Origin of the sequence: Methyloversatilis sp. MC4-4 (assembly GCF_049843555.1) — a bacterium.
GTDB lineage: Bacteria > Pseudomonadota > Gammaproteobacteria > Burkholderiales > Rhodocyclaceae > Methyloversatilis > Methyloversatilis discipulorum_B.
Map to the genome: position 1 here is coordinate 852068 of NZ_JBBHZK010000001.1, position 23402 is coordinate 875469.

Sequence of the window (23402 nt, forward strand, 5' to 3'; positions counted from 1 at the left end):
TCATCCATGTGGACGCGCCGCTGGCGCGCGGCCCGGCATCGCCCTGTCGATGCGGGGCGCTGCTGCCATGACGGGGCACTACCACCCGCTTCTGGTCGCGCTGTCACTGCTGGTGGCGGTGATGGCCGCCTGGTCCGCACTCGATCTGTCGCAACGCATCCACAGCACCGACCGGCGCGCCGCGCGCATCTGGCTCTTTTCCGGTGCGTTGGTGCTCGGAACCGGCATCTGGTCGGTGAACTTCGTCGGCATGCTCGCCTATGCGCTGCCGATGCAGACCGGCTTTGACCTGATCATCACCGTGCAGTCCTGGCTGACATCGGTCGGCGTATCGCTGTTCGCGCTGCTCTGCGCCAGTCGGCTGGCACCGGCGCAGCGACTGCGCGCTCCGCTGGCCCTGGTCTTCGGCGCCGGTGTCGTGATGGTGTTCCACCTTGCGTTGTTGGCGATGCGCATCGAACCGGCGGTCGGATACCGCCCGGGTCTGCTGGCGCTGGCCGTGCTGCTCGCCTGGGCGCTGGCAGCGGCGACCGCCCGCGTGCTGCTCAGGATGCGTGCGCTCGATGGTCGCGCGCTCTATCTGTTCAAGGTGCTGGCGTCGATGGCGATCGGGCTCGTGCTGTGCGCAGTGCACTACATTTGCATGGCGGCCGTCCGCTTCGACGCGAATGCAGTCAGCCTGGCCAAGCACGAGATCGATCCGACCTGGCTGGGGCTGACCATCGCCGTCGCGGCCATCGGCTTCACCTGGATAGGCAGCGTCGCCGCGCTGTTCGATGCCCGCATGGAACATCGCACGCGGCAGCTGGCGATGCGTCTGAAGGCGGCCAACAGCGAACTGATGCACGCGGCGCTGCACGACCCGCTGACCGATCTGCCGAACCGCGTCAATTTCGATGCTGCGCTGGCCGAGGCGGCCGAGCGTGTGCGGGGGCGAGGGGCGCGACTGGCGGTGCTGTTCGTCGATCTCGATGGCTTCAAGCCGGTCAACGACGTGCTCGGTCACCACGTCGGTGACGAGGTACTCAAGTGCGTTGCGCGCCGGCTGCGCAACGGTCTGCGCGAGGGCGACCTGGTGGCCCGCATCGGCGGTGACGAGTTCGTCATGCTGTCCGAAGGCGCGATCGATGCCGAAGGTGCCGGCCGGCTGGCGCAGCGCCTGGTCGATGCCGCCAGCCAGCCGATGCTGATCGGCACCCATGAGATACAGGTGTCGGCGTCGGTCGGTGTCGCGCTGTTTCCCGACGACGGCGACGAGAATCGCGTGCTGGTCTGCGCCGACACTGCGATGTACGCCGCCAAGCACGCCGGCCGCAACACATGGCGTCTGTACTGCGAGGACATGGACGGCGGCGGTGCCGACATCCTCGGCATGCAGCGTGCGATCCGCCGTGCGCTCGACAATGACGAGTTCGTGCTGCACTACCAGCCCAAGGTGAGTGCGGTCGATGGCGAGCTGCGGGGCGTCGAGGCGCTGATCCGCTGGCAGGACCCGGAGCGCGGCATGGTGCCGCCGGTCGAGTTCATCCCGGTGGCCGAGCGCTTCGGGCTGATCAACGCGATCGGCTTCTGGACGCTGCGTGAGGCCTGCGGCCAGATACGCAGCTGGATGCACGCCGGTCGGCGCATACCGGTGGCGGTGAACCTGTCGCCGCAGCAGTTCAGGCAGCCCGATCTGGTCGAGCGCGTGCGCGCCTGCATCGACGAGTTCGACATCGATCCCGGCCTGCTCGCGCTGGAGATTACCGAGTCGGTGGTGATGGAAAGTTCGACCAGCGTACGTCGTGTGCTGGAAGAACTGAAGGCGATGGGCGTCACGCTGTCGATCGACGACTTCGGCACCGGCTATTCCTGCCTCGCCTATCTGTGCCGGCTGCCGGCGCGTCAGCTCAAGATCGACCGCACCTTCGTCATCGACATGGACCACGTCACCGAGGCGCGCCATGTGGTCGAGGCCGTCATCCGCCTGGCCCATTCGCTGCGCATGGAGGTGGTGGCCGAGGGCGTCGAGCGCTCGGAGCAGGTGATCGCGCTGCGAGCGCTCGGCTGCGACCTGATACAGGGCTATTACTTCTCGCGGCCGGTGCCGGCGGGCGAGATCGAGGCGCTGCTGCAGAGCCGGCAGCTGGGCGAGCTGTCGAACCGGGCACGCAGCCTCGGCGAGGGCTTGCAGGCCGACGCGGCCAACACGCCGCAGCCGCTCGAACTGGCCGCCGGTTGAGCGTCAGCGCCGGTGGGCCAGCCAGGCGCTGGCCAGTCCGCAGACGACGATGAGGCCGGCGCCGCCGACGGCGCTGGCGCCCGGCAGGTCGCCGAAAACCAGCCAGCCCATCAGCGTCGCCCACACCAGTTGTACGTAAATGAGCGGGCTCAGCACCGAGGCCGGCGCGAAGGCCATCGCGCGTATCAGCAGGAAGTGGCCGGCCATGCCGGACACGCCCAGCGACACCACCAGCAGCGCGTCGACCGGCCCGGGCAGTTCGCTGTGCGCGGCCGCCGGCAGCGCCAGCGTGGACAGCGTCGCACCGACCAGCGCGGTGTAGTAGAGCGTGGTCAGCGGCCGCTCGGTCGGCGCCAGCTTGCGTGTGGCCAGCTGGTACAAGGCATACAGCAGCGAGCCGCCGAGCAGCATCAGTACCGGCAGCAGCGGCAGATGACCGTCCGGACGCGCGATCAGCAGCACGCCGGAGAAGCCGAACAGCGCCAGCAGCCAGTTGGCGGCCGTCACCCGTTCGCCCAGCACCGGCCCGGCGAGCAGCGTCACGATCAGCGGCGTAACGAAGAACAGCGAGGTGCCCTCGGCCATCGGTATCGTCTTCAGCCCGCCCATGATCAGGAAGGACACGCCGGCCAGCAGTGCGGCCCGCAGTATCTGCAGCCGCCAGCGCGGCGTCACCAGCAGGTTGCGGCGCATGCGCGGCCACAGCACCGCGCCGAGCACGATGGCGGGCACCAGATAGCGCGCCCACACCAGCACGCCGACCGGGTAGCGCTGCGACAGGTACTTGCCGGTGGTGTCCAGCACGGCGAAACAGAACAGCGCGGCCAGCATGAAGGCCACGCCGATCAGCGGATGCCTGCGTTCAGAGGTGGATATGGCCGACTTCCTGCAGATCGGCACCGGCGATCAGTGCGTTGAAGGCGGCGCGGGCCGACTCGATCACCTCGCCGGCGGTCAGGCCGTTCGGTCCCTTGCCCAGTGCGACCAGACGGTCGCCGGCCAGCCCGTGCAGGTGCACGCCGCCGATCAGTGCGAGGTCGGCCGGCCAGCCCTGGGCCAGCAGGCCGGCGATGAGGCCGGTCAGCACGTCGCCCATGCCGGCCGACGCCATGCCCGGATTGCCCGTCGTGTTGATGAACCAGCGTCCGTCCGGCAGCGCGAGCACGCTGCCGCAGCCCTTCAGCACGACCGAGGCGTGGAAGCGGCGTGCCATCTCGCGTGCCGCGGCGATGCGGTCGTGCTGCACCTTGGCCGTCGTGCTGCCGAGCAGGCGGGCGGCTTCCATCGGGTGCGGCGTCAGCAGCGTGGCGGCGCCGCGGTCGACCAGCGCCTTCTCCAGGTCGGCGTGCTGCGACAGCAGGTTCAGCGCGTCGGCGTCGAGCACCAGCGTGGCCGGCGACAGCACCGCCTCGCGCATCAGGTCGAGCGCGGCCGGGCTCTGGCCGAGGCCGGGGCCGATCGCCACGCAGGTGGCCAGATCGCCCGCCAGCACCTCGGCCGGCGTGCGGATCATCAGTTCCGGCTGTTCCGGGTCGAGCGGCAGTGCGGCGTGGTCGAGCATGCCGACATAGACGCGTCCGGCGCCCACCTTCAGTGCGGCGCGACCGGCCAGCAGCGCGGCGCCGGCCATGCCGCGTGCGCCGCCGACCAGTACCGCATTGCCGTGCGTGCCCTTGTGGCTGTTGCGCGCACGTGGCCGCAGCAGGTGGTCGAACAGGCCGCGGCCGACCTGCCAGCCGGAGGGCTGTACGACGGCGGCGCAGTCGAGCCCGAGGTCGTGCACCGACAGCTCGCCGCAGTGGTCGGGGCCGTCCAGCGTCAGCAGTCCGGGCTTGAGCGCAATCATCGTGGCGGTGTGCGAGGCGCGGATCGCGCGGCCGAGCACGGCGCCGGTGTCGGCATTGAGGCCGCTGGGTACGTCGATGGCGAGTACCGGGCAGTCCATGTCGTTGACCGCGTCTATCCAGGCCGCGTGTTCGCCCTCGATCGGGCGCGTCAGGCCGATGCCGTACAGCGCATCGACGACGATGGAAAAGTCGCCGCGTGGCAGACGCGGCACGGTGACGCCGCCGGTGGCGCGCCACGACGCCCAGGCCGACACCGCGTCGCTAGCCTGCGGGTGCTCGTCGCCCTGATAGGCGACGACGACGTCGAAACCGGTTTGTCGCAGCTGGCGCGCCAGCACGAAGCCGTCGCCGCCGTTGTTGCCGGGGCCGCACATGACCAGCACGCGACCGTGGCGCCCGCCGAGAATCTGCATCACCTTGGCCGCACCGGTGGCACCGGCGCGCTCCATCAGGCGCGGCGAACTGGCGGGCGCGTAATGGCGCTCGATGCGTCGCAGCGCCCCGGCGTCGTACAGCGCCGTCAGCGATGAGGTGTTGAGGGTTCGCGGGGTGGGCATGCTCGGACCGGACTGTCGCCGGACCGACGGGTCCGGCGAGCACAGGCGCGCATTCTATGCCCGGCGGCGCCATCGTGCCGAGGAATGCGGCACTTCAAGCACAGGCATGGCGTGCGCTGGGCCCGGCCTGACGCGGTCGCAGTGACCGTCGATCTGCTGCGCTGCGGCAGCGATTCGTGCCGCCGCGCGTTCAAGTCCGCGCGACGCCGCGCCGATATGAGCGAAGCAACGCGTCGGATCGATGTTCAAGCAGGGATGGGCCGCAGCCGGCCATGTCCCGGAAAGAAGAGTCTGCAGATCATGCGCACAACCGGAACCGCCTCGTCGAGCACCGCGGGCTTCGCCGCGCGGCTGAATTGCTGGCTGGATGACGTCATCGGCACACGCAATGCCGATGCGCATCTGGCCGCCCGCATCCGTGCGCAGCAACTGCGCTCGGTGCTCCGGTTTGCACCGCTCACGCTGACCGCCAATCTGTTCAATGCGCTGCTCATCGTGGTCGTGTTCTGGGACAGCGAGCCGCCGTGGGTGCTGCTGCTGTGGCTGGCCGCACTGACCGTCGCGATGCGCTCGACGCTGCGCGCCTGGCGCCGCGACCAGGCTTCACCGCCCGTGCGGGCATCCGAGCGCGCCATACGCCGCGCCGCGCTGCACGCTGGCGTGCTGGCCCTGCTGTGGTCGGTGCCGTCGCTGCTGTTCTTCACGCGTGCCGAGGCCGACAGCGCGCTGCTGGTCACGCTGATTTCGGGCGGCATGATGTGCGCCGGCAGCTTCGTACTGGCCAATATTCCCCGCGCAGCCGTGCTCTATGTACTGCTGTTGTGTGCCTCCAGTTCGCTCGCCTTCGTCATCGACCACCCGGTCCGCAACCTCGATCTCGTGGTGCTGATGAACTTCTATGCCGCGCTGGCGCTTGCCTGCGCCATTGCCAGCGCGCGTACCTTCGGCGCCCGCCTGCTGGCCGAAGCCGAGGCGGAGCGGCAGAAGCAGCTGGTCGGCCTGCTGCTGCACGATTTCGAGGCGCATTCGAGCGACTGGTTATGGGACACCGACCGCAACGGCTTCCTGCAGCACGTGTCGGCGCGGCTGGCGGAAACCTTCGGCCGCTCGCTGGACGAACTGCGCGCGCAGCCCTTCATCGAGCTGTTCGCCCAGGGCGGCCGCGAAATGAACGAGGCCGAGCGCGACGCGTTGAGTACGCTGGCCGCGCACCTGATGCAGCCAGTGCCCTTCCGCGACGTGCAGGTGGCGCTGGTGGTGGAGGGCGAACGACGCTGGTGGGCGCTTACCGCCAAGCCGCTGTTCGACGAGGGCGGTCACCACGCCGGCTGGCGCGGCGTGTGCTCGGACATCACGGACAGCCGTCGCGCAGCACTGGAAATGTCGACGCTGGCCAATTTCGATTCGCTGACCGGGCTGGCCAACCGGCACCACTTCCGCAATCAGCTGGCGGCCATCCGTCCGGCCGGGTCGGAGGAGGCGCGGCCGTGCGCGCTGTACTTCTTCGATCTGGACGATTTCAAGAACGTGAACGATTCGCTCGGTCACGCGGCCGGCGATCGCGTGCTGCAGCTCGTGTCGCAGCGTCTGCAGGAGCGCATCCGTGCTGGCGACGTGCTGTCGCGGCTGGGCGGCGACGAGTTCGCTCTGATCTGCTGGGGCTGCCGCACGCCGGAGGGTGCAGCCGAACTTGCCCAGCGCCTGCTCGACACCTTCGCGTCGCCGGTCCTGATCGACGGCGTCAGCGTGCAGATCGGCAGCAGCATAGGCATCGCGCTGGCGCCGCAGCACGGCAGTGACCCGGATGCGTTGCTGAAGAATGCCGACATGGCGCTGTACGCGGCCAAGGCCGCCGGACGCAATACGTGGCGCTTCTTCGAGCAGGACATGGACGAGCGTGCGCGCCGTCGGCTGAGCATGCACAGCGATCTGCTCGGCGCGCTGGAGCGCGATGAATTCGAACTGCACTACCAGCCGCAGATCCACATGCGCAGCGGCCGCGTCGCCGGTTTCGAGGCGCTGATCCGCTGGCGCCATCCGCAGCGCGGCATGGTGTCGCCGGGGGAGTTCATCCCGCTGGCCGAGGAAACCGGCCTCATCGTGCCGATCGGCCGCTGGGCGCTGGAGCGGGCCTGCCTGGCCGCCGCACGCTGGCCAGACGACATGCATGTGGCGGTCAATGTGTCCGCCGTCCAGTTCGCGCGCGGCGCGGTGGTCGATGTGGTGCGCGACGCGCTGGCACACAGCGGCCTGGCGCCGGACCGGCTGGAAATCGAGGTGACCGAGTCGCTGCTGATCCACGACAGTGCGGCGGCGCGCGACACGCTGAGCACGCTGCGCGCGCTGGGCATCGGCATCGCGCTCGACGATTTTGGCACCGGTTATTCGTCGCTCGCCTATCTGCGCAGCTTCCCGATGACCAAGCTGAAGATAGACCGCTCCTTCGTCACCAGCCTGAACGAGGAGGAGGGGGGCGGCGCCATCGTGCGCGCCATCATCAATCTGGCCGACGCCTTGCGTCTGGACACGACGGCCGAAGGGGTCGAAACGGCGGCCGAGTGGGCGGCGCTGGCCGGCAAGGAGTGCACCTATGCGCAGGGCTACCTGATGTCGCGACCGCTGCCGGAGCCGCAGATTGCGGCCTTCATCGACGGCTGGCGCGGGCTGGACGCCGTCCAGGCGGAGGAAAGTCGGCCGCTGCGCGCGGTCGGCTGAACACCGCCGGCGGTTCAGTCCAGCGGACGGATCAGTTCGCGGTGGCGGAAGCAGTCGACCAGGTGGTCATTCACGACGCCCACCGATTGCATCCAGGCATAGACGATGGTGCTGCCGACGAAGCGGAAGCCCAGCCGTGCCAGTTCCTTCGACAGCTGGTCGGACAGCGGCGTGCTCGACGGGCAGTCGCCGAGGCGCCGCCAGTGATTCACCATCGGTTGCCCGCCCACGGCGTCCCACAGCAGATCGCTCAGCGATCCGCCGCGCTCGTGCAGCGCCAGCAGCGCGCGCGCATTGCCGATGGTGGCGTCGATCTTGAGCCGGTTGCGAACGATGCCGGCGTCGGCCATCAGCCGCGCGCGGTCGTCTTCGTCATAGCGGGCGATGCGCTGCGCGTCGAAGCCGGCGAAGGCGCGGCGGTAGCCGTCGCGCTTGCGCAGTATGGTGATCCAGGCCAGCCCGGCCTGCGCACCTTCCAGTATCAGGCGCTCGAACAGCTCGCGTTCGTCGCGCACCGGCACACCCCACTCGCTGTCGTGGTACTCGACGTAGAGCGGGTCCTGCCCGCACCACGTGCACCGGGCGGGCGCCGCACTCATGCCGGGCGCAGCAGCAGTTCGCCATTCACCAGCGAACTGTCCTCGGGATCGCGGTTGATGTGGAAGCCCAGGCTCTGCACGAACCGCAGCATGCGTTCGTTGTTGGCGAGGAAGACGCCTTCCATCACCTTGAGGCCGCGCTCGCGCGCCGCTTCGATCAGCAGATTCATCATGATGCGGGCCAGGCCCTGACGCTGCCATGCGTCGGCGATCACGATGGCGAATTCGCAGGTTTCGCCGTCGGGATTCACCACGTAGCGACAGACCCCCAGCTGTTCCTCGGTTTCGCCCTCGCTGACCGCGACCAGCGCCATTTCGCGGTCGTAGTCGATCTGCGTGAGACGCGCCAGCAATTGCGGCGGCAGTTCCTTGATCGTGCTCATGAAGCGCAGGTAGCGCGTTTCCGCCGACAGCTCGCGCACGAACTTGGCTTCGCGATCAGCGTCTTCCGGCCGGATTGGGCGGATGATGGCGCGCGTGCCGTTGGGCAGGTTCACCACGTGCTCCAGCCGTGCCGGATACGGGTGGATGGCCATGTGCGAGTAGGGCGTGGCCGTCGGCTGCACGTCGGCGAGGATGATGCGGGCGTCCACCGCCACGCAGCCGCTTTCGTCGACCAGCAGCGGATTGATGTCCATCTCGCGTATCCACGGCAGCTCGCACACCATTTCCGACACGCGGATCAGCACCCGTTCCAGCGCTTCCATGTCGATCGCGGGCATGCCGCGGAACTCACCCAGCATGGCCGACACGCGGGTGCGCTGGATGGCGTCGCGCGCCAGTTCCACGTTGATCGGCGGCAGCGTGACCGCACGGTCGCGCAGCACTTCGACCCGTGTACCGCCATGCCCGAAGCTGATGACCGGCCCGAACACGTCGTCATGCACCACGCCGACGAACAGCTCGCGCGCATTGCGCTTGTTCACCATCGGCTCGATCGACACGCCGCGCAGGCGGGCGTCCGGCTTGCGGCGGCCGACTTCGGCCATCAGTTCCTGCCAGCAGTCGCGTACCGAACGCAGGTTGTCGACGTGCAGCCGCACGCCGCCGACGTCGCTCTTGTGCGTGATGTCGGGTGAATCGATCTTCATCGCCACCGGCAGGCCCATCTCCTCGGCGTACACCATGGCCTCGGTAGCGCTGCGCGCGACCACGGTCTGCGCGATCGGTATCCGGAAGGCGGCCAGCAGTGCCTTCGATTCCATCTCGGTCAGCACGGTGCGCCGCTCGGACAGCGCGGTTTCGATCACCAGCCGGGCCGATTCCACCGACGGCGGATCGAGATCCTGCGCCAGCGAGGCGGGTGCGTGGCGCAGCAGCTGCTGGTTGCGGTAGTAGGACGAGATGTGGTGGAACAGTTCGACCGCCGGCTCGGGCGAGCGGAAGGTCGGGATGTGCGCGGCCTCGAACAGTGAGCGCGCGGCACGCACCTGATCGCAGCCCATCCAGCAGGTCATCAGCGGCTTGTTGGCGGTCTTGGCGATATCGATCACCGCCTCGGCCACCGCGGTCGGATGCGTCATCGCCTGCGGCGTCAGCAGCGTGAGCACGCCATCGACACCGGGGTCGGCCAGTACCGCTTCCAGCGCGGCGCGGTAGCGCGCATCGTCGGCGTCGCCGATCAGGTCGATCGGGTTGGCGTGCGACCAGGTCGGCGGCAGCGCGCTGTTGAGCGCTTCCAGCGTTTCCGGTGCCAGCTGCGCCAGCGGAATGCCGAGGTCGGCTGCGCGGTCGGCGGCCATCACGCCCGGCCCACCGCCGTTGGTAACGACGGCCAGCCGCTTGCCGGCCGGCTTGAAGCCGGTGAACAGCGCGTTGGCGGCGGAAAACATCTGGCCCAGCGTCGACAGCCGCACGACGCCGGCGCGGCGCAGCGCGGCGTCGAACACGTCGTCGGCGCCCACCATGGCGCCGGTGTGCGAAGCGACCGCCTTGGTGCCGGCCGGATGACGGCCGACCTTGATCGCCAGCACCGGCTTGACGCGGGCGGCCGCGCGCACCGCGCTCATGAAGCGGCGTGCGTCGCGTATGCCCTCGATGTACATGAAAATGCTTTCCGTCTTCGGGTCGGCAATCATGTAGTCGAGGATTTCACCGAAATCGAGGTCGATCGAGGCGCCCAGCGACACGACGGTCGAGAAGCCGACGCCGTTCGACTGCGCCCAGTCGAGCAGTGCGGTGCACACGGCACCCGACTGCGAAATGAGGCCGATGCTGCCCGCCTTGCCCGGCGAGCGCGCAAAAGTTGCGTTCAGACCCAGCGACGGGCGCATCAGGCCCAGGCAGTTGGGGCCGATGATGCGCACGCCGTTGCGCTTGGCGGCGGAACGGGTGCGACGCACCAGTTCGGCGCCGGCCGGACCGGTTTCGGCGAAACCGGCGCTGATCACGATGGCCGCCTTGATGCCGGCGCGACCGCATTCGTCGATCAGGCCGGGGACCGTGCGCGCCGGCGTGCAGATGATGACGAGGTCGGGCCGCTTGCGCAGGTCGTCGATGCGCGCCACGCAGGGCACGCCGAAGACCGCTTTGTGTTTCGGATTGATGGCGTGCAACTCGCCGCTGAACTGCGCGTCCAGCATGTTGCGGACGATGACTGCGCCGATCGAGTCCGGCCGCTCGCTGGCGCCGATGATGGCCACCGACTGCGGCTCGAACATGGATTTGAGATAGTGCTCGTACTGCATCATGAACTCCCGTGTCTGGGAAGGCTTTCAGGCAGTGTGGGGTGTCCGCCTTGTGCGCTTCCGTGAGCAGTGCGCCCGTGCACGTTGGACCCCAGTATATTGCATTGCAACATAAATACCGCTTGTGGAAATCCACACTTCGCGGCGAGTGTGGTGCGCAGCCTACATCCTTGCGCCGGCTGCCGTCAGTGAGTCGGGTCGGGCAGTGTGAAGTAGAAGCAGGCGCCCTTGTCCGGTGCGCCTTCGGCCCAGATGCGGCCGCCGTGGCGATTGACGATGCGTTGCACGGTGGCCAGACCGATGCCGGTGCCGCTGCGGTCCGATTGGTCGTGCAGCCGGTTGAAGGGCTTGAACAGCTGTGCCGCGTGCGCCATGTCGAAGCCGATACCGTTGTCGCGGATGTGGAACACCACCTCCCGGTTGCGCAGGCGGGCGTCGAACTCGATTTCCGCGGTCTCGCGGCCGGCGGTGAAGGTCCAGGCGTTGCGCAGCAGATGCTCCAGCAGCACGCGTGCCAGCATCGGGTCGACGCGCGCCATCAGATGCATGCCGATGGCCAGCTTGCCCTCGCGTTCCGGCGATTCCGCCCTCAGGTCGCGCATGATGGCGCGTGCCAGCGCCGACAGGTCGACCTCGGCGCGGCTGATCGGCGTGCGCGTGAGCCGGCCCAGTTCGAGCAGGTCGTCGATAAGCGTCGACAGCTTCTGCGAGGCGGCGCGGATGCGCGCGAGGTGGCTGTGCGCCTGCGCGTCCAGCTGGTCGCCATAGTCTTCCAGGATGATCTGCGAGAAGCCGTCGATGGCGCGCAGCGGGTTGCGCAGGTCGTGCGATACCGAGTACGAGAAGGCCTCCAGTTCGCGGTTGGACGCCTCCAGCTCGGCGGTGCGTCGCTTCACGCGGCGCTCAAGCTCCGCATTCATGTCGTACAGCGTTGCTTCGGCCTGTTTGCGCTGGGTGATGTCCTCGATGCTGCCGGACAGGCTTTCGAGCTTCCCGTGGCCGTCGAAACGGGCGCCGATGGCGATTTCCAGCCAGCGCGCCGACGCGCTGCCGGTGCCGGTGCGCACCTCGATCTGCATCGAATCGCGGCGGCCGTCGAGCATGGGCTCGAGCCGTGCCAGCAGATAGCGTGCCTCGTCCTTGCTGAGCCAGCGCAGGATGCGCTGGCCGATGGCCTGGTTCACCGGCTGGCCGGTCAAGGTTTCCCAGGCGCGGTTCAGGTAGGTGAAGCGGCCGCGTGCGTCGATGCGGAAGATGACTTCGCGCAGATGATTCACCATTTCGCGATGTCGCGTCTCGACCTCGCGCAGTGCCCGGGTCGACTGCACGAAGGCGGTCTCGTCGCGACCGGTGCCGCGATAGCCGCACAGCTGGCCGCTGCCGTCGGTGATCGGGCGCCCGCGCAGTTCGATGTGGCGCACCACGCCGTCCGGCCGGTGCAGCACCAGATGAAGCTGCAACGATTTGCCGCTCTGGAACTGGCGATGACATTCCTCCCAGTCGCCGTGCACCGGCGACAGGGCGTTGATCTCCCACAGGCGACGGTTGCGCACGGCGCGCTGGTCGAGTGCGCTGGCCAGGTGGCCTTCGGCGCGCGAATACTGCAGCCGCAGCGCGGCGTCGGTTTCCCAGTGCCAGTCGGTGGCAAGGTCGGTGTAGTCGCGCAGGCGGGCGGCGTCGAGCCGGTGCTGCTCGACCTCCCGTGACAGCCGGTCCTGTTCGCGCAGCGCGAGCACGCCGATGCCGAGGCTGGCGGCCAGCACCGCGAGCCCGACCGGCAGCGACTCGGTGGCGGCGAGCGCGGCGGCGAGCAGGGCGAGCGGCAGTGCGCGCCACAGAAAGAATGTCCGTGCGCCACGGGTGGGCGGCGGGAGGTCCGGAGAGCGGAACATTATTGTCCTTGGTATGCCCGGGATGATAATGCGGCCCCTCGACACGAAAACCCGAATAAGGGCCCGCAGATGGCATCTCATCCTCATTTTTCAATGCAGGACGCGTCGGACTGGGTGGTGCGCTTCGGCGAGCTGATCCCGCCCGGCGCCGACGTGCTCGACCTGGCCTGCGGCGGCGGTCGCCACGCGCGCTGGCTCGCCGGGCGCGACCTGAACGTGCTGGCGGCCGACCGCGACGCCGCGGCGCTGGCGGCGCTGGACGGGCAGCCGCGCATCCGCACGCTGTGCGCCGACCTCGAAGGCGGCGACTGGCCGTGGGGCGAAGCCTGCTTCGATGCGGTGGTGGTGACCCGCTACCTGTTCCGGCCGCGGCTGGATCGTGTCGCCGCGCTGCTCAAGCCGGGCGGTCTGCTGATCTACGAAACCTTCATGGACGGCAATGCGCGCTTCGGCAAGCCGTCGAACCCGGATTTCCTGCTGCGGCCGCATGAGCTGCTGGACTGGGTGCGCGGCTGGGGCAGCGTGATCGCTTTCGAACAGGGCGAGATCGCGCGTCCCGCGCCGGCGATGATTCAGCGCATCTGCGCGGTGCGCTCGGACGTGCTGCCGGTGCTGAACTGAGTCGAGGCGGCCGCGATCTGCCCGGCCAGACTATCGATGCCTGCATCATCCAGCCGCTCGGCGGCGACGGTCGGGGCATCGGTGTGGCGGCTGAAGTTGTTCGATTGCGAGCGGCGGTACAGCGGGTCGTAGTGCTGTTCGAGCAGGCCCGCAACCAGCTCGGCCCACTGCCCGGCGCGCGCGAGTGCGGACCAGGCCGCCACCGTTTCGCGGCCGCGCAGCTCGATCAGGCGCTCCAGCCGTTCGATCAGCGCTTCCGCATCCTGCGTCATGTAATCGTAGTCGCGCAGCAGGAATTCGGTCCGCGCTGCGGCGGGCACCTCGATGCGGATGCAGGGGGCGGCGCGCAGCCGTTCGATCAGTGCGTCCGGCACGGTGACCAGTCCGATGCGGCGGCTTTCCGCCTCGGCGAACACCGGGCGCGCCGGGTCGAGTGCCGACAGCGCGTGCAGCAGGCGCGACTCGAACAGTTTCTGCGGTGGCTGGTCCACGCCGGGCTGGCGGCCGAGCACCGAGCCCTTGTGCGCCGCCAGCGCCTCCAGATCCAGCACCTGTTCGCCGCGCGCTGCAAGGCGTTCGAGCACGCGGCTCTTCGCGCTGCCGGTCGGGCCGCTGACGACGCGGAAGTCGAAAGCTACCGGGAGGGCTGCCAGCCGCGCCAGCACTTCGCGCCGGTAGGCCTTGTAGCCGCCTTCGAGCTGATGGGCGTCCCAGCCGACCTGGCGGAATATCGTGACGAAGGCGCCGCTGCGCTTGCCGCCGCGCCAGCAGTAGATCAGCGGCCGCCAGTCCGGTCCCTTGTCCTGGAAGCGCTCGAGCAGGTGACGGCCGATGTTGATCGCCACCAGCGCCGCGCCGCGACGCCGCGCGACGAAGGGCGACACCTGCTTGTACAGCGTGCCGATTTCCGCCCGCTGTTCATTGTCGAGCGCCGGGCAGTTGATGGCGCCCGGTACATGGTCGAGGGCGAATTCGGCCGGCGAACGGGTGTCGATGATGTCGTCGAAGCCATACAGCTGGTCGACCTGGGCGATGCCGGCCGGGCGGCGCTGGCCGGAAGGGGCGTTCATGCAGCGGGTGTCCTGTCTGTTCGTGATGTGCGCGGCGGCGTGCTCAGCGCCGCGCCAGCGGCTTGCCGAGCAGGGAACGCAGCGGCGTCCACACATTGTCCACGATGCGCGGCTGCGCCGCAGCAACCGGATGGATGCCGTCCGGCAGGAACTGCTGCGGATCGGTGGCGAAGCCGTCAAGCAGGAAGGGCAGCAGCGCCGAGCCGGTGGACTTTGCCACCTCGGAAAAGGTGGCGGCGAACTTTTGCGTGTAGTCGGGGCCGTAGTTCGGCGGTAGCTGCATACCGGCGATCAGCACCTTGGCGCCGCCAGCCTGCGCCTTGCGCGTCATGCTTTCCAGGTTGTCGCGCATCGTTTTCAGCGACAGACCACGCAAGCCGTCATTGGCACCCAGTGCGATGATGACGATGGCAGGCTTGTGCGCCGCCAGTGCGGCGTCGATGCGCGACAATCCGTTGGCGGTGGTGTCGCCGCTGGTGCTGGCATTGACCACCGCATGACCGTAACCGGACTGCTTCAGCCTGTCGCCGAGCAATACCGGCCAGGCTTCCTGCTGACGCAGGCCGTAGCCGGCAGACAGGCTGTCGCCGACCACCAGCACGGTCTGCGCGACGACGGGCATCGCGGCGAACAACAGGACAAACAGGGACCAGAAAAGCTTCTTCATGCCTACAGACACTCCACAATCAGGCCCGCTGCTCGAAGTCAGCGGGCTGGGAAAACAGGTCAGCAGTGGCAATGCGCCGCTGCAGATCCTTCAGGATATCGCCTTCGCGGTCGGCGCCGGCGAGGCGCTGGCCATCGTCGGCGCCAGCGGTTCGGGCAAATCGACGCTGCTCGGGCTTCTTGCCGGTCTTGACCTGCCGAGCACCGGTTCGGTTCGCATCGCCGGTCAGGACATCTTTGCGCTCGACGAAGATGCGCGGGCCGAACTGCGCGGTGACAAGGTGGGCTTCGTGTTCCAGTCCTTCCAGCTGCTGCCGGCATTGACCGCGCTCGAAAACGTCATGCTGCCGCTGGAACTGGCCAATGCCGAGCGCGTGCGCGAGCGCTCGGTCGCGTTGCTCGAACGTGTCGGCCTCGGCAGCCGGCTGACCCATTATCCGCGCCAGCTGTCGGGCGGCGAACAGCAGCGCGTCGCGCTCGCGCGCGCCTTCGCGCCGGCGCCGCAGCTGCTGCTGGCCGACGAACCGACCGGCAATCTCGACGCGGCGACCGGCGCCTCCATCATCGACCTGATGTTCGAAATGAACGCCGAGCAGGGCACGACCCTGGTGCTGGTGACGCACGACGAGGCGCTGGCCGCCCGCTGCAGCCGGCGCATCCGGCTGGCTGCCGGCCGCATGGCGGCGTAGCGGCCATAGGGTGCGGTTGCCGGCGGGCCGTTGACCGTGGCCGTGCGTGGAGTGCCGGAGCGGCCCGGGCCGCAGACTTCGATTCGGGTTGTTGTCGGGGTCAGCAGATCCCTCCCACAGAACCCCGGCCGGGGCTTGGGCCTTGAATCGGGCGCATGCCCTGTGGGAGCGGCCTTGGCCGCGACGCAGCTTCGGCACACGCGCTGTGTCTCTGCTCTCGCTCAGCCCATGTCAGCCGCAATATCGGCCTGCGGATCGAAACGTCGCACGAAGCCGCGGTCTATCGCGTCTTTCCAGCGCCACACCCAGTCGCCCTTGAGCACCCAGCCGCCGCGGGTGGCGATGGCGTGGCGGCGGCCGCAGGCGAGCAGCATCAGCGCGTGCCGCTGCGCATGCCAGTCGAGCGGCGGCTGGCCGGCCAGCATGCGCGCGATGTTGGCCGCCAGTGGCGGCCCGGCGCGCACTGCATAGACACCGGACTTCGGTCGCGGCGAAGCAGTCAGCGTGGCGACGTCGCCGGCGGCGAACACTTCGGCGTGCGACGTCGACTGCAGCGTCGCGCCGACCTCGATAAAGCCGCGCGCGTCGAGCGCCAGCCCGCTGTCCCGCAGCCAGGCAGGTGCGGCGGCGCCGGTGGCGAGCACAGTGAAATCGCTGGCAATGGTGCGGCCGTCCGCCAGCTGGAGAGTATCGGCGTCGATCCGCGTGACCTCGGCACCGGTCACGACATCGATCCGCTGGCGCGCGAGCTCGGCGCCGACGCTGCGCTGCAGCCGCACACCCAGTCCGCCGAGCGGCGCCGTGCCGCGCTCGACCAGTGTGCAGCGCGCCGCAGGCCAGCGGTGATGCAAGGCCATTGTCACCTCGACGCCGGCTGCACCGCCGCCCAGCACGCTGACCGCGCGCGGCGTCACGACGGCGCAGCGCGCGAGCAGGTCGGCGATCGGCTTGACCGGGTGGGCGTGTTCGTCCGCGCCAGGAATGTCCGGGCGCTGCGGGGTCGAGCCGATGTCAATGGACAGCAGGTCGTAGTCGACCTCGCCACCGCTGGCCAATCTGATCCGGCGCCGCGCGCTGTCGATGCCGATGGCGCGGTCCAGCGCGAGGTGGCAGCCTGCGCGCGCGGCCAGCGGGCGCAGGTCGATGCAGGCCTGACGCGAGGTGTAGTGACCGGCCAGTACGCCCGGCAGCATGCCGGAGTAGGGCGTCAGCGCGTCCGGTGTGATCAGCCGGATGTCGGCATCGGGCCGCTGTCGGGCGAAGGCTTCGAGCACGAAGAGGTGGGCGTGGCCACCGCCGAGCAGCACCAGCTTTGTCATGGCAGCGGCTGGGCGTCGAGCGACAGGTCGCCGAAATGGCCGAGCGAACTGCCGGCGGTGTTGTCGGTGTCGGCCGCGACGACGACGCCGATGACCGGCGGGGCGTCCTCGCCGAAGGCTTCGCGGAAATCATCGCGCAGGTTGCGGCGGACGCTGCGCCAGACACCGGTCGGCGCGCCTTCGCCTTCGACCGCGATCATGCGCACGCGGTCGGTGTAGGCACTCCAGGCGCGGGTGCCCGGTGGCACGCGGTTGTCCCAGACGTAGCAGAGCACCGCGGCGGGCACCTGGTCGCCGTGCAGCGCGCGGGCGATGCGCAGCTTCGTGCGGGCGCCGAAGGGCAGCTTGGCGATGTCGTAGTCGAACAGTACATAGACGCGCAGCACGTAGTCGTCGCCGTCGCGCGTGGCGAAGCGGTTGCCGTCCGGCAGGCGGTCGGCCCGCCAGCGCCAGTTCAGCCAGGGTGTTGCGGCGGTGTCGAAGCGGCCGGCGTGGATCAGCGCCGATGCGGCACTGACGGCTTCGGCGCGCAGTACCGTCTGCCCGTCCAGTCCGGTCAGGCGGAAATCCGCGGGCGCAGCCTTGCCGCCCAGCGTCCACGGTGTCCAGCCGGCGATGGCGGCGCCGGCGGACTGTGCCGAGAAGCGCGGCAGTGCGCTGTCCGCACACACCTCGCCGGCCAGCACCAGCGCAGTCGCCCACAGCAGCATGCGCAGACGGGTCAGCATGCGCCACCCTCCAGCAGGCCTTCGCGCAGCGCGCGCTGCCAGTCGGCCGGGTGATCGACGTCATAGCCAGTCGGCAGCACGCAGGTGCGGAGGCCCAGCGCGTCGAGGTGTGCACAGGTCTGTGCCCATACGGACGAACTGCCCCAGGCGGGACCGTCGAACAGCGCGGCCTGCGGGCGGCGCAGCGCGACCAACAGGTAGCCGCCGTCCTCGGCTGGCGCGAAGGCGGCGTCGTGCCCGTTCAGCGCGGCGGCGGCTGCGGCCAGATCGGTGGCCTGCAGCGACACGGCGTCGGCGCCGATCAACACCACGCGCGCATGCCGCCGCAATGCGTCGTCGAAGGCCTGCGCCATGCGCCGGCCGACGTCGCCCGCCGACTGCGCGTGCAGCGTGACTCCGAAATCGCGCGCGCAGTCGGCGAAGAAGGGGTGGTCGCAGTCGGGCGCGCACCACAGTTCGACCGCGCCAAGGCCCGCCTCGACCGCAGTGCGCAGCGCACGCCGTGTGAGTGCCGCGCTGGCACGCGCCGCGCCGTCGGCGCCGAGTGCCGGCATCAGCCGCGTTTTTGCAGCGCCTGGTACCGGCGCACGGGCAAACACCAATACCGCAGTCGTCTCAGTCATGGTGCGGCCGGTAGCTGCGTGCCAGCGCCTGCGGGTCGGCGCCGAAGAAGTAACGCAGGCGCAGTCGCCACATCAAGCAGATGGTGCGCAGCACGCCGTGCTTCTCCCAGCGGCGCCCCGAGGTGCGCACGCGCGCGCGCAGACAGGCCGGCGCGCTGAGGCTCAGTGCGCGTCGCGAGAAATCGATGTCTTCCATCAGCGCGATCGGCGCGAAGCCGCCCAGGTGGTCGAACAGCGCGCGCGTACAGAACATCGCCTGGTCGCCGGTGGCGATACCGCTCAGGCGCGAGCGCAGATTCATCATGAAGGCGACCACGCGCAGCAGCGGCGAACGGCCTTCGATCGCGACGTCGAAGCGGCCCCATTGCGCACCGTCGTCGAGCGCGCTGTCGATCAGCAACAGCGCGTCGTCGGGCAGCGCGCTGTCGGCGTGCAGGAAGAGCAGCACCTCGCCGCGGGCACGCTCCGCGCCGGCATTCATCTGCAGTGCGCGCCCTCGTGACGACGTGACGAGCACATCGCACAAGGGCCGCGCCAGCGCGCAGCTGTCGTCGCGGCTGCCGCCGTCGGCCACGATGATCTGCGCGCCGGCGGCACGCAGCGGTTGCAGCGCCTGCAGCGTCGCGACGATGCCCGATGCCTCGTCCAGCACCGGCACGATGATGGACAGCCTGCTCACCCGCGCATCCATGCGTGATAGCGGCCGACCCATTCGAGCAGCTTCTGCGGCGCGTGCGCGCGCTTCCACACGCCGGCGGCGTACTTGTTCGCCTCGTTCATGGTCGGGTAGATGTGTATTGTGCCCAGCAGTTTGTTGAGCCCCAGTCCGTGGCGCATCGCCAGCACGTATTCGGCGATCAGTTCGCCAGCGTGTTCGCCGACGATGGTGACACCCAGTATGCGGTCGCGCCCGGGCACCGTCAGCACCTTGACGAAGCCGTGTGCGGCTTCGTCGGCGATGGCGCGGTCGAGGTCGTCGAGGCCATAGACGGTCACCTCGAACGCCACGCCCTTTTCGGTCGCTTCGCTTTCGTTGAGGCCGACGCGGGCCACCTCGGGTTCGGTGAAGGTGGCCCAGGGGACGACCGAGTAATCGACGCGGAAACGGCGGAAGCGGCCGAACAGCGCGTTGACCGCCGCATACCAGGCCTGATGCGCCGCCATGTGGGTGAACTGATAAGGACCGGTCACGTCGCCGCAGGCGTAGATGTTGGGATACAGCGTCTGCAGGTAGTCGTTGGTGTCGACCGTGCGGTTCGGGCGCAGCGCGATGCCCAGTTCCTCCAGTCCGTAGCCGCTGACGTTCGGCGTGCGGCCGACCGCGCACAGCAGCGCGTCGAACACGACACGCACTTCGCCGGCCGGGCCTTCGGCGTAAAGCACACGCTCGTCTCCCTCGACCGCGAAGCGTGTCGCCTTGTGCCGGGTCAGCACCTGCACGCCGTCGGCGGCGAACTGCTGCTCGACCAGCGCCGACACCTCCGGATCTTCGCGCAGCATCAGCCGCTCGGCCATTTCGACCTGGGTGACGGCCGCGCCGAAGCGGGCGAAGGCCTGCGCCAGTTCGCATCCGATCGGCCCGCCGCCCAGTACCAGCAGGCGCCGCGGCAGCGTGCGCAAGGACCACACGCTGTCCGAAGTCAGGACTTCGATCTGTTCGATGCCCGGTATCGGCGGCACGAAGGGGCGGGCGCCGGCAGCGATGACGATGTTGCGTGCGCTCAGCGTGCGCGCACGGCCGTCTTCGCCGTAGACCTCGACTGTCCATGGCGAGGTGATGCGCGCATTGCCTTGCACGCACTCGACGCCGAGCGCGTGGTAGCGCTCGACCGAGTCGTGCGGTTCTATCGTACGTACGACGCGGGCGACCCGTTCCATCACGTCGGCGAAATCGAAATCGACCTGCGCCGACTTCATGCCCAGCGATTGCGCCTTCGCCGCCTGCGCGATGAAGCGCGCCGAGCGGATGAGCGCCTTCGATGGCACGCAGCCGGTGTTCAGGCAGTCACCGCCCATGCGGTGCTTCTCGACCAGTGCCACGCTGGCCTTCACGGCCGCCGCGATGTAGGCGGTGACCAGCCCGGCGCTGCCGCCGCCGATCACCACCACGTTGTGGTCGAAGCGCGCCGGCCGCGGCCATCGCTTGTAGACGGCGCGGGCGCGCACGAGGTCGATCGCCTTGCGCGCGATCAGCGGGAACAGGCCCAGCAGCACGAAGGCGCCGATCAGGCCGGGTGACAGGATGCCGGCGAGCGAGTCGATCTGCCCGAGCTGGGTGCCCGCATTCACGTACACCGCGGTGCCGGCCAGCATGCCGACCTGGCTCACCCAGTAGAACGTGCGTGCCGGCAGCCGGGTCAGTGCCATCGCCAGGTTGATGACGAAGAAGGGGAAGGCTGGCACCAGACGCAGGGTGAACAGGTAGAGCGCGCCGTCGCGTTCGATGCCGCGGTTGATCGCGTCGAGCGACTTGCCGACCCGGGTCTGCACCCAGTCGCGCAGCAGGAAGCGCGCGATCAGGAAGGCGAGCAGGGCGCCCAGGCTGGAGGCGAAGGACACCAGCGCAAGCGCCACCCAGAAGCCGAACAGCGCGCCGCCGGCCAGCGTCATCACCGCGGCGCCGGGCAAGGACAGCGCGGTGACGGCGACATAGACCACGAAGTAGATCGCTGCCGCCGCCCACGGGGCAGCGGCGACGCGCTCGTTGAGCATCTGCTGTTGCGCCTTGAACCAGGCCAGATCGAAAAAGCGGCCGAGGTCGAACAGGAAGAAGGCGCCGACCAGCGCAAGCACGAAGAGCAGCAGTGCGATCTTGCGCGGGTTCATGGTGCGGCCTCGTGTGTCGTCCACTGCGGTCCGTGCAGGATGCGCTCGCGGTAGCTCAGTGCGGCCGGCGAGCCGGCCGGCCACTGGCTGTCGAATTCGTCCAGCCAGCGGGCGTGGTCGTAATGCAGCGGCAGAGCATCGACATGCACACCGCGGACGCGGGTGCCGTAAAGAGGACTGTGCGGCGACGGCGTGACGGCGATGCGCGACACGACGCCATGCAGCGCGTCGCGGAAATTGGGCATGCCGGCGGCGCCGTTGTTGATCACCGCACGCTCGCCGAAGCGTGCCAGCGCGGGCAGGCAGGTGTGGCTGCTGGCGAACACGTCGCAGCGGGCGGCGGCAAAGGCTGCTTCATGTGCCGCGCGCTGGGCCGGATCGTGCAGCGCGCGCGCGTCGAAGCGCCAGCCGGCGAGCGCCTCGGCGTCGCCGTGGACCACACCGACGCGCGCGTCGCCGACACGCACCGCGCGCCAGTAGTCGAGCGCTGCCAGTTCGCCCCGCCACATCGGGTCGTGACGCACGGTCTGCGACAGCCGGGCGTGGATCAGGTTGGAGCGGGTGACCACCGCCTCCGGTACTTCGTCCGGGTAGGCGCAGCCGCAGCCGGCGTCATCCGCGTCATCGGCCAGTTCGGCTTCGACATTGCCGGCGATCGCATCGAAGGCGAGTACGCGGCGCTGCACGTCGGCAAAGTGGGCCGGATCGATGTCGAACCAGTGGAAGTCGCCATTGAACAGCACGCGAACCGGGCCGCGCTCGGCTTCCAGCAGGCGGGCCAGCGCGTCGAGCGCAGGGCGGTTGCCGTACAGGCCACCGACCACGTACAGCGTGTCGGCCGCGAGGTCGTGCGCGGTATTGGCGAGCGCGCCCGCACCGTAACGGTAGTGCAGCGGGCAGCTGCGGCCGGGCGCTCCGCGTGCGATGTCGTCCATATTCATGTCGCCCGCCGTGTCAGCAGGGAAGGCAGCAGGTAGCCGGCCGTGCACAGCAGCAGCCCGTACAGATTCACGCCGAGCAGCTTGGCGTACTTGCCGCTGCCGATGGCCCAGCTGTCGGGTATCAGACCGGCGGCGAGCAGCACGCCGAGCACCATGCCGGTCCAGAAGGCGAGATGGAAGGACCACGCGGCGGCGCGTGTGCCGGGCTGCGTGAAACCCGCCAGCAGAAAGATGGGCGCCAGGCCGATCACCATGGTGCCGCTGATCGTCGTCGCCTTCAGGATGTCGGTGCCGGCGATCATCGGAATGTTGCCGAACAGCGCGATCGCCGCCATCGCCAGCATGCCGACGCCGATGGCGCGCACCGGCTCCGGGCGGCCGGCCAGTTGCGGCAATTCCTGCGCGACATGGCGGGCGACCGAAGAGAAGGTCGAATCCAGCGTCGAACCGGCGGCCGCGACCATCACGATGGTCATCACGAACAGCGCGGCGGGTCCCATGCTGCGGGCGAGTGCCGCCGGCACGTTGTCGCCGCCGGCGATGCCTTCAAGCCGTGCGTGCACACCCACCAGCGAGAACAGCAGAATGCAGACGAAGCCGAGCAGGCCGGCCCAGACGAAGGCGCGCAGCATGCGGCGCTCGTCGGTGATGAAGCCGCGGTCGGTCAGCACCGGGTCATGGAAGGGATAGGACAGCACCTGCAGTGCGGCCACCAGCAGCAGGTCGACGCCAGCGTCGAGTCGCCAGTCGCCAGTCGACAGCAGCGTCGCCGGTCCGTGCGTGGGCAGCACCATCAGCATGACCACGGCGAAGAAGCCGACGAACAGCACGGTCTGCAGCACGTCGGTGTAGATGGACGAGCGCAGTCCACCCTTCAGGCTGTAGAACAGCGTGGCCGCGGTGAACAGCAGCGCGGCGCCGATGAAACCGGCGGAACCGGCCTCGCCGTAGTAGCCGCCGACCACGGAGGTGTTGCTCCACACCTCGTTGAACAGTCGCACGAGGATGGCGAGTGAAAAAGCCAGCGCGGCGAGGCGGCCGTGACGGGTGATCAGGAAGGACAGCAGACCGGTCGCTGCATACCTGCGACGCAGCCGCAGGATGGCCCAGCCGGCGAGCGGGATGGACAGCCAGTAGGTGGCGTAGGCAAGGCCGCCGACGATGCCGTAGGTGGCGCCGAGGTTCGCCGCGTTAGTGATGGACTTGGCGAATATCCACGAGATGAAGATGCTCGCACCGAGCGCCCAGGTGGCGGCCGGGCGGCCTGCTTCATCATGGCCGCGGAAGAAGCCGGCGTGACCGACCGCGCGCGGTGACAGTGCGTACATGCCCGCGCCGTAAAGGATGAGGAAGCCCCAGAACGCGGCGCCGAACAGCAGCGGATCGTTCATCGCATCGCCT

The 23402-nt window shown here is 69.1% G+C and carries 18 protein-coding genes; 4 read left to right on the forward strand and 14 right to left on the reverse strand.

Features of this window, described 5'->3' with window-relative positions:
* The first annotated feature begins 67 nt into the window (after positions 1-67).
* Complete coding sequence (locus WDZ97_RS03975) at positions 68-2221, forward strand: putative bifunctional diguanylate cyclase/phosphodiesterase (RefSeq protein ID WP_425761855.1); 2154 nt, start codon at positions 68-70, stop codon at positions 2219-2221.
* Positions 2222-2224: 3 nt separating this feature from the next.
* On the opposite strand, the gene WDZ97_RS03980 is transcribed toward WDZ97_RS03975, so the two are convergent.
* Positions 2225-3061, reverse strand: coding sequence for a DMT family transporter (locus WDZ97_RS03980; RefSeq protein ID WP_425761856.1), 837 nt, complete (start codon positions 3059-3061; stop codon positions 2225-2227).
* 22 nt (positions 3062-3083) lie between these two features.
* The gene (locus tag WDZ97_RS03985; RefSeq protein WP_425761857.1) at positions 3084-4625 is read right to left on the reverse strand and encodes an NAD(P)H-hydrate dehydratase; all 1542 of its coding nucleotides are present in this window, start codon (positions 4623-4625) and stop codon (positions 3084-3086) included.
* Between the two features lie 300 nt (positions 4626-4925).
* Here WDZ97_RS03985 and WDZ97_RS03990 point away from each other — a divergent pair, with 300 nt between their 5' ends.
* Positions 4926-7340, forward strand: coding sequence for a putative bifunctional diguanylate cyclase/phosphodiesterase (locus WDZ97_RS03990; protein ID WP_425761858.1), 2415 nt, complete (start codon positions 4926-4928; stop codon positions 7338-7340).
* 14 nt (positions 7341-7354) lie between these two features.
* Here the strand turns inward: WDZ97_RS03990 and WDZ97_RS03995 are convergent, their stop codons facing one another.
* From WDZ97_RS03995 to WDZ97_RS04005, 3 genes are all read right to left on the reverse strand, one after another.
* Positions 7355-7939, reverse strand: a complete 585-nt coding sequence (locus WDZ97_RS03995; RefSeq protein ID WP_020164903.1) for a DNA-3-methyladenine glycosylase I — start codon at positions 7937-7939, stop codon at positions 7355-7357.
* Entirely contained in the window at positions 7936-10626 is a 2691-nt protein-coding gene (locus WDZ97_RS04000; RefSeq protein ID WP_304008691.1) for a bifunctional acetate--CoA ligase family protein/GNAT family N-acetyltransferase, read from the reverse strand. Before WDZ97_RS04000 ends, WDZ97_RS03995 begins: the two co-directional genes overlap by 4 nt.
* 185 nt (positions 10627-10811) lie before the next feature.
* The gene (locus WDZ97_RS04005) at positions 10812-12518 is read right to left on the reverse strand and encodes a sensor histidine kinase (protein ID WP_304003314.1); all 1707 of its coding nucleotides are present in this window, start codon (positions 12516-12518) and stop codon (positions 10812-10814) included.
* A 93-nt stretch (positions 12519-12611) separates the two neighbouring features.
* Between WDZ97_RS04005 and WDZ97_RS04010 the strand changes: the two genes are divergently transcribed.
* Positions 12612-13139: a class I SAM-dependent methyltransferase gene (locus WDZ97_RS04010; protein ID WP_425762249.1), complete on the forward strand. Its 528-nt coding sequence runs from the start codon at positions 12612-12614 to the stop codon at positions 13137-13139.
* On the opposite strand, the gene mnmH is transcribed toward WDZ97_RS04010, so the two are convergent.
* Complete coding sequence (gene mnmH / locus WDZ97_RS04015; RefSeq protein WP_425761859.1) at positions 13091-14209, reverse strand: tRNA 2-selenouridine(34) synthase MnmH; 1119 nt, start codon at positions 14207-14209, stop codon at positions 13091-13093. The two genes, WDZ97_RS04010 and mnmH, sit on opposite strands and share 49 nt — an antisense overlap.
* 43 nt (positions 14210-14252) lie before the next feature.
* Positions 14253-14876 (reverse strand): arylesterase, encoded by a 624-nt coding sequence (locus WDZ97_RS04020; protein ID WP_425761860.1) that lies wholly within the window; start codon positions 14874-14876, stop codon positions 14253-14255.
* Here WDZ97_RS04020 and WDZ97_RS04025 point away from each other — a divergent pair.
* On the forward strand, positions 14875-15564 hold the full coding sequence (locus tag WDZ97_RS04025) for an ABC transporter ATP-binding protein (protein ID WP_425761861.1): 690 nt from the start codon (positions 14875-14877) through the stop codon (positions 15562-15564). The genes WDZ97_RS04020 and WDZ97_RS04025 overlap by 2 nt on opposite strands.
* Before the next feature lie 221 nt (positions 15565-15785).
* Here the strand turns inward: WDZ97_RS04025 and WDZ97_RS04030 are convergent, their stop codons facing one another.
* Genes WDZ97_RS04030 through WDZ97_RS04060 form a run of 7 tightly spaced genes read right to left on the reverse strand, consistent with a single transcriptional unit; the run spans position 15786 to position 23392 of the window.
* On the reverse strand, positions 15786-16883 hold the full coding sequence (locus WDZ97_RS04030) for an FAD-dependent oxidoreductase (protein ID WP_304003321.1): 1098 nt from the start codon (positions 16881-16883) through the stop codon (positions 15786-15788).
* Entirely contained in the window at positions 16880-17611 is a 732-nt protein-coding gene (locus WDZ97_RS04035) for a DUF3047 domain-containing protein (RefSeq protein ID WP_304003322.1), read from the reverse strand. Before WDZ97_RS04035 ends, WDZ97_RS04030 begins: the two co-directional genes overlap by 4 nt.
* Positions 17605-18234, reverse strand: a complete 630-nt coding sequence (locus WDZ97_RS04040) for a TIGR04282 family arsenosugar biosynthesis glycosyltransferase (RefSeq protein WP_304003324.1) — start codon at positions 18232-18234, stop codon at positions 17605-17607. Before WDZ97_RS04040 ends, WDZ97_RS04035 begins: the two co-directional genes overlap by 7 nt.
* Entirely contained in the window at positions 18227-18913 is a 687-nt protein-coding gene (locus tag WDZ97_RS04045; RefSeq protein ID WP_425761862.1) for a TIGR04283 family arsenosugar biosynthesis glycosyltransferase, read from the reverse strand. The genes WDZ97_RS04040 and WDZ97_RS04045 overlap by 8 nt, the downstream gene beginning before the upstream one ends.
* Positions 18910-21060, reverse strand: a complete 2151-nt coding sequence (locus WDZ97_RS04050) for an FAD-dependent oxidoreductase (protein WP_425761863.1) — start codon at positions 21058-21060, stop codon at positions 18910-18912. Before WDZ97_RS04050 ends, WDZ97_RS04045 begins: the two co-directional genes overlap by 4 nt.
* A complete protein-coding gene (locus WDZ97_RS04055; RefSeq protein WP_425761864.1) occupies positions 21057-22001 on the reverse strand; it encodes a hypothetical protein in 945 nt (314 codons plus the stop codon). The genes WDZ97_RS04050 and WDZ97_RS04055 overlap by 4 nt, the downstream gene beginning before the upstream one ends.
* Complete coding sequence (locus WDZ97_RS04060) at positions 21998-23392, reverse strand: sodium:solute symporter family transporter (RefSeq protein ID WP_425761865.1); 1395 nt, start codon at positions 23390-23392, stop codon at positions 21998-22000. The genes WDZ97_RS04055 and WDZ97_RS04060 overlap by 4 nt, the downstream gene beginning before the upstream one ends.
* Between the last annotated feature and the right edge of the window lie 10 nt (positions 23393-23402).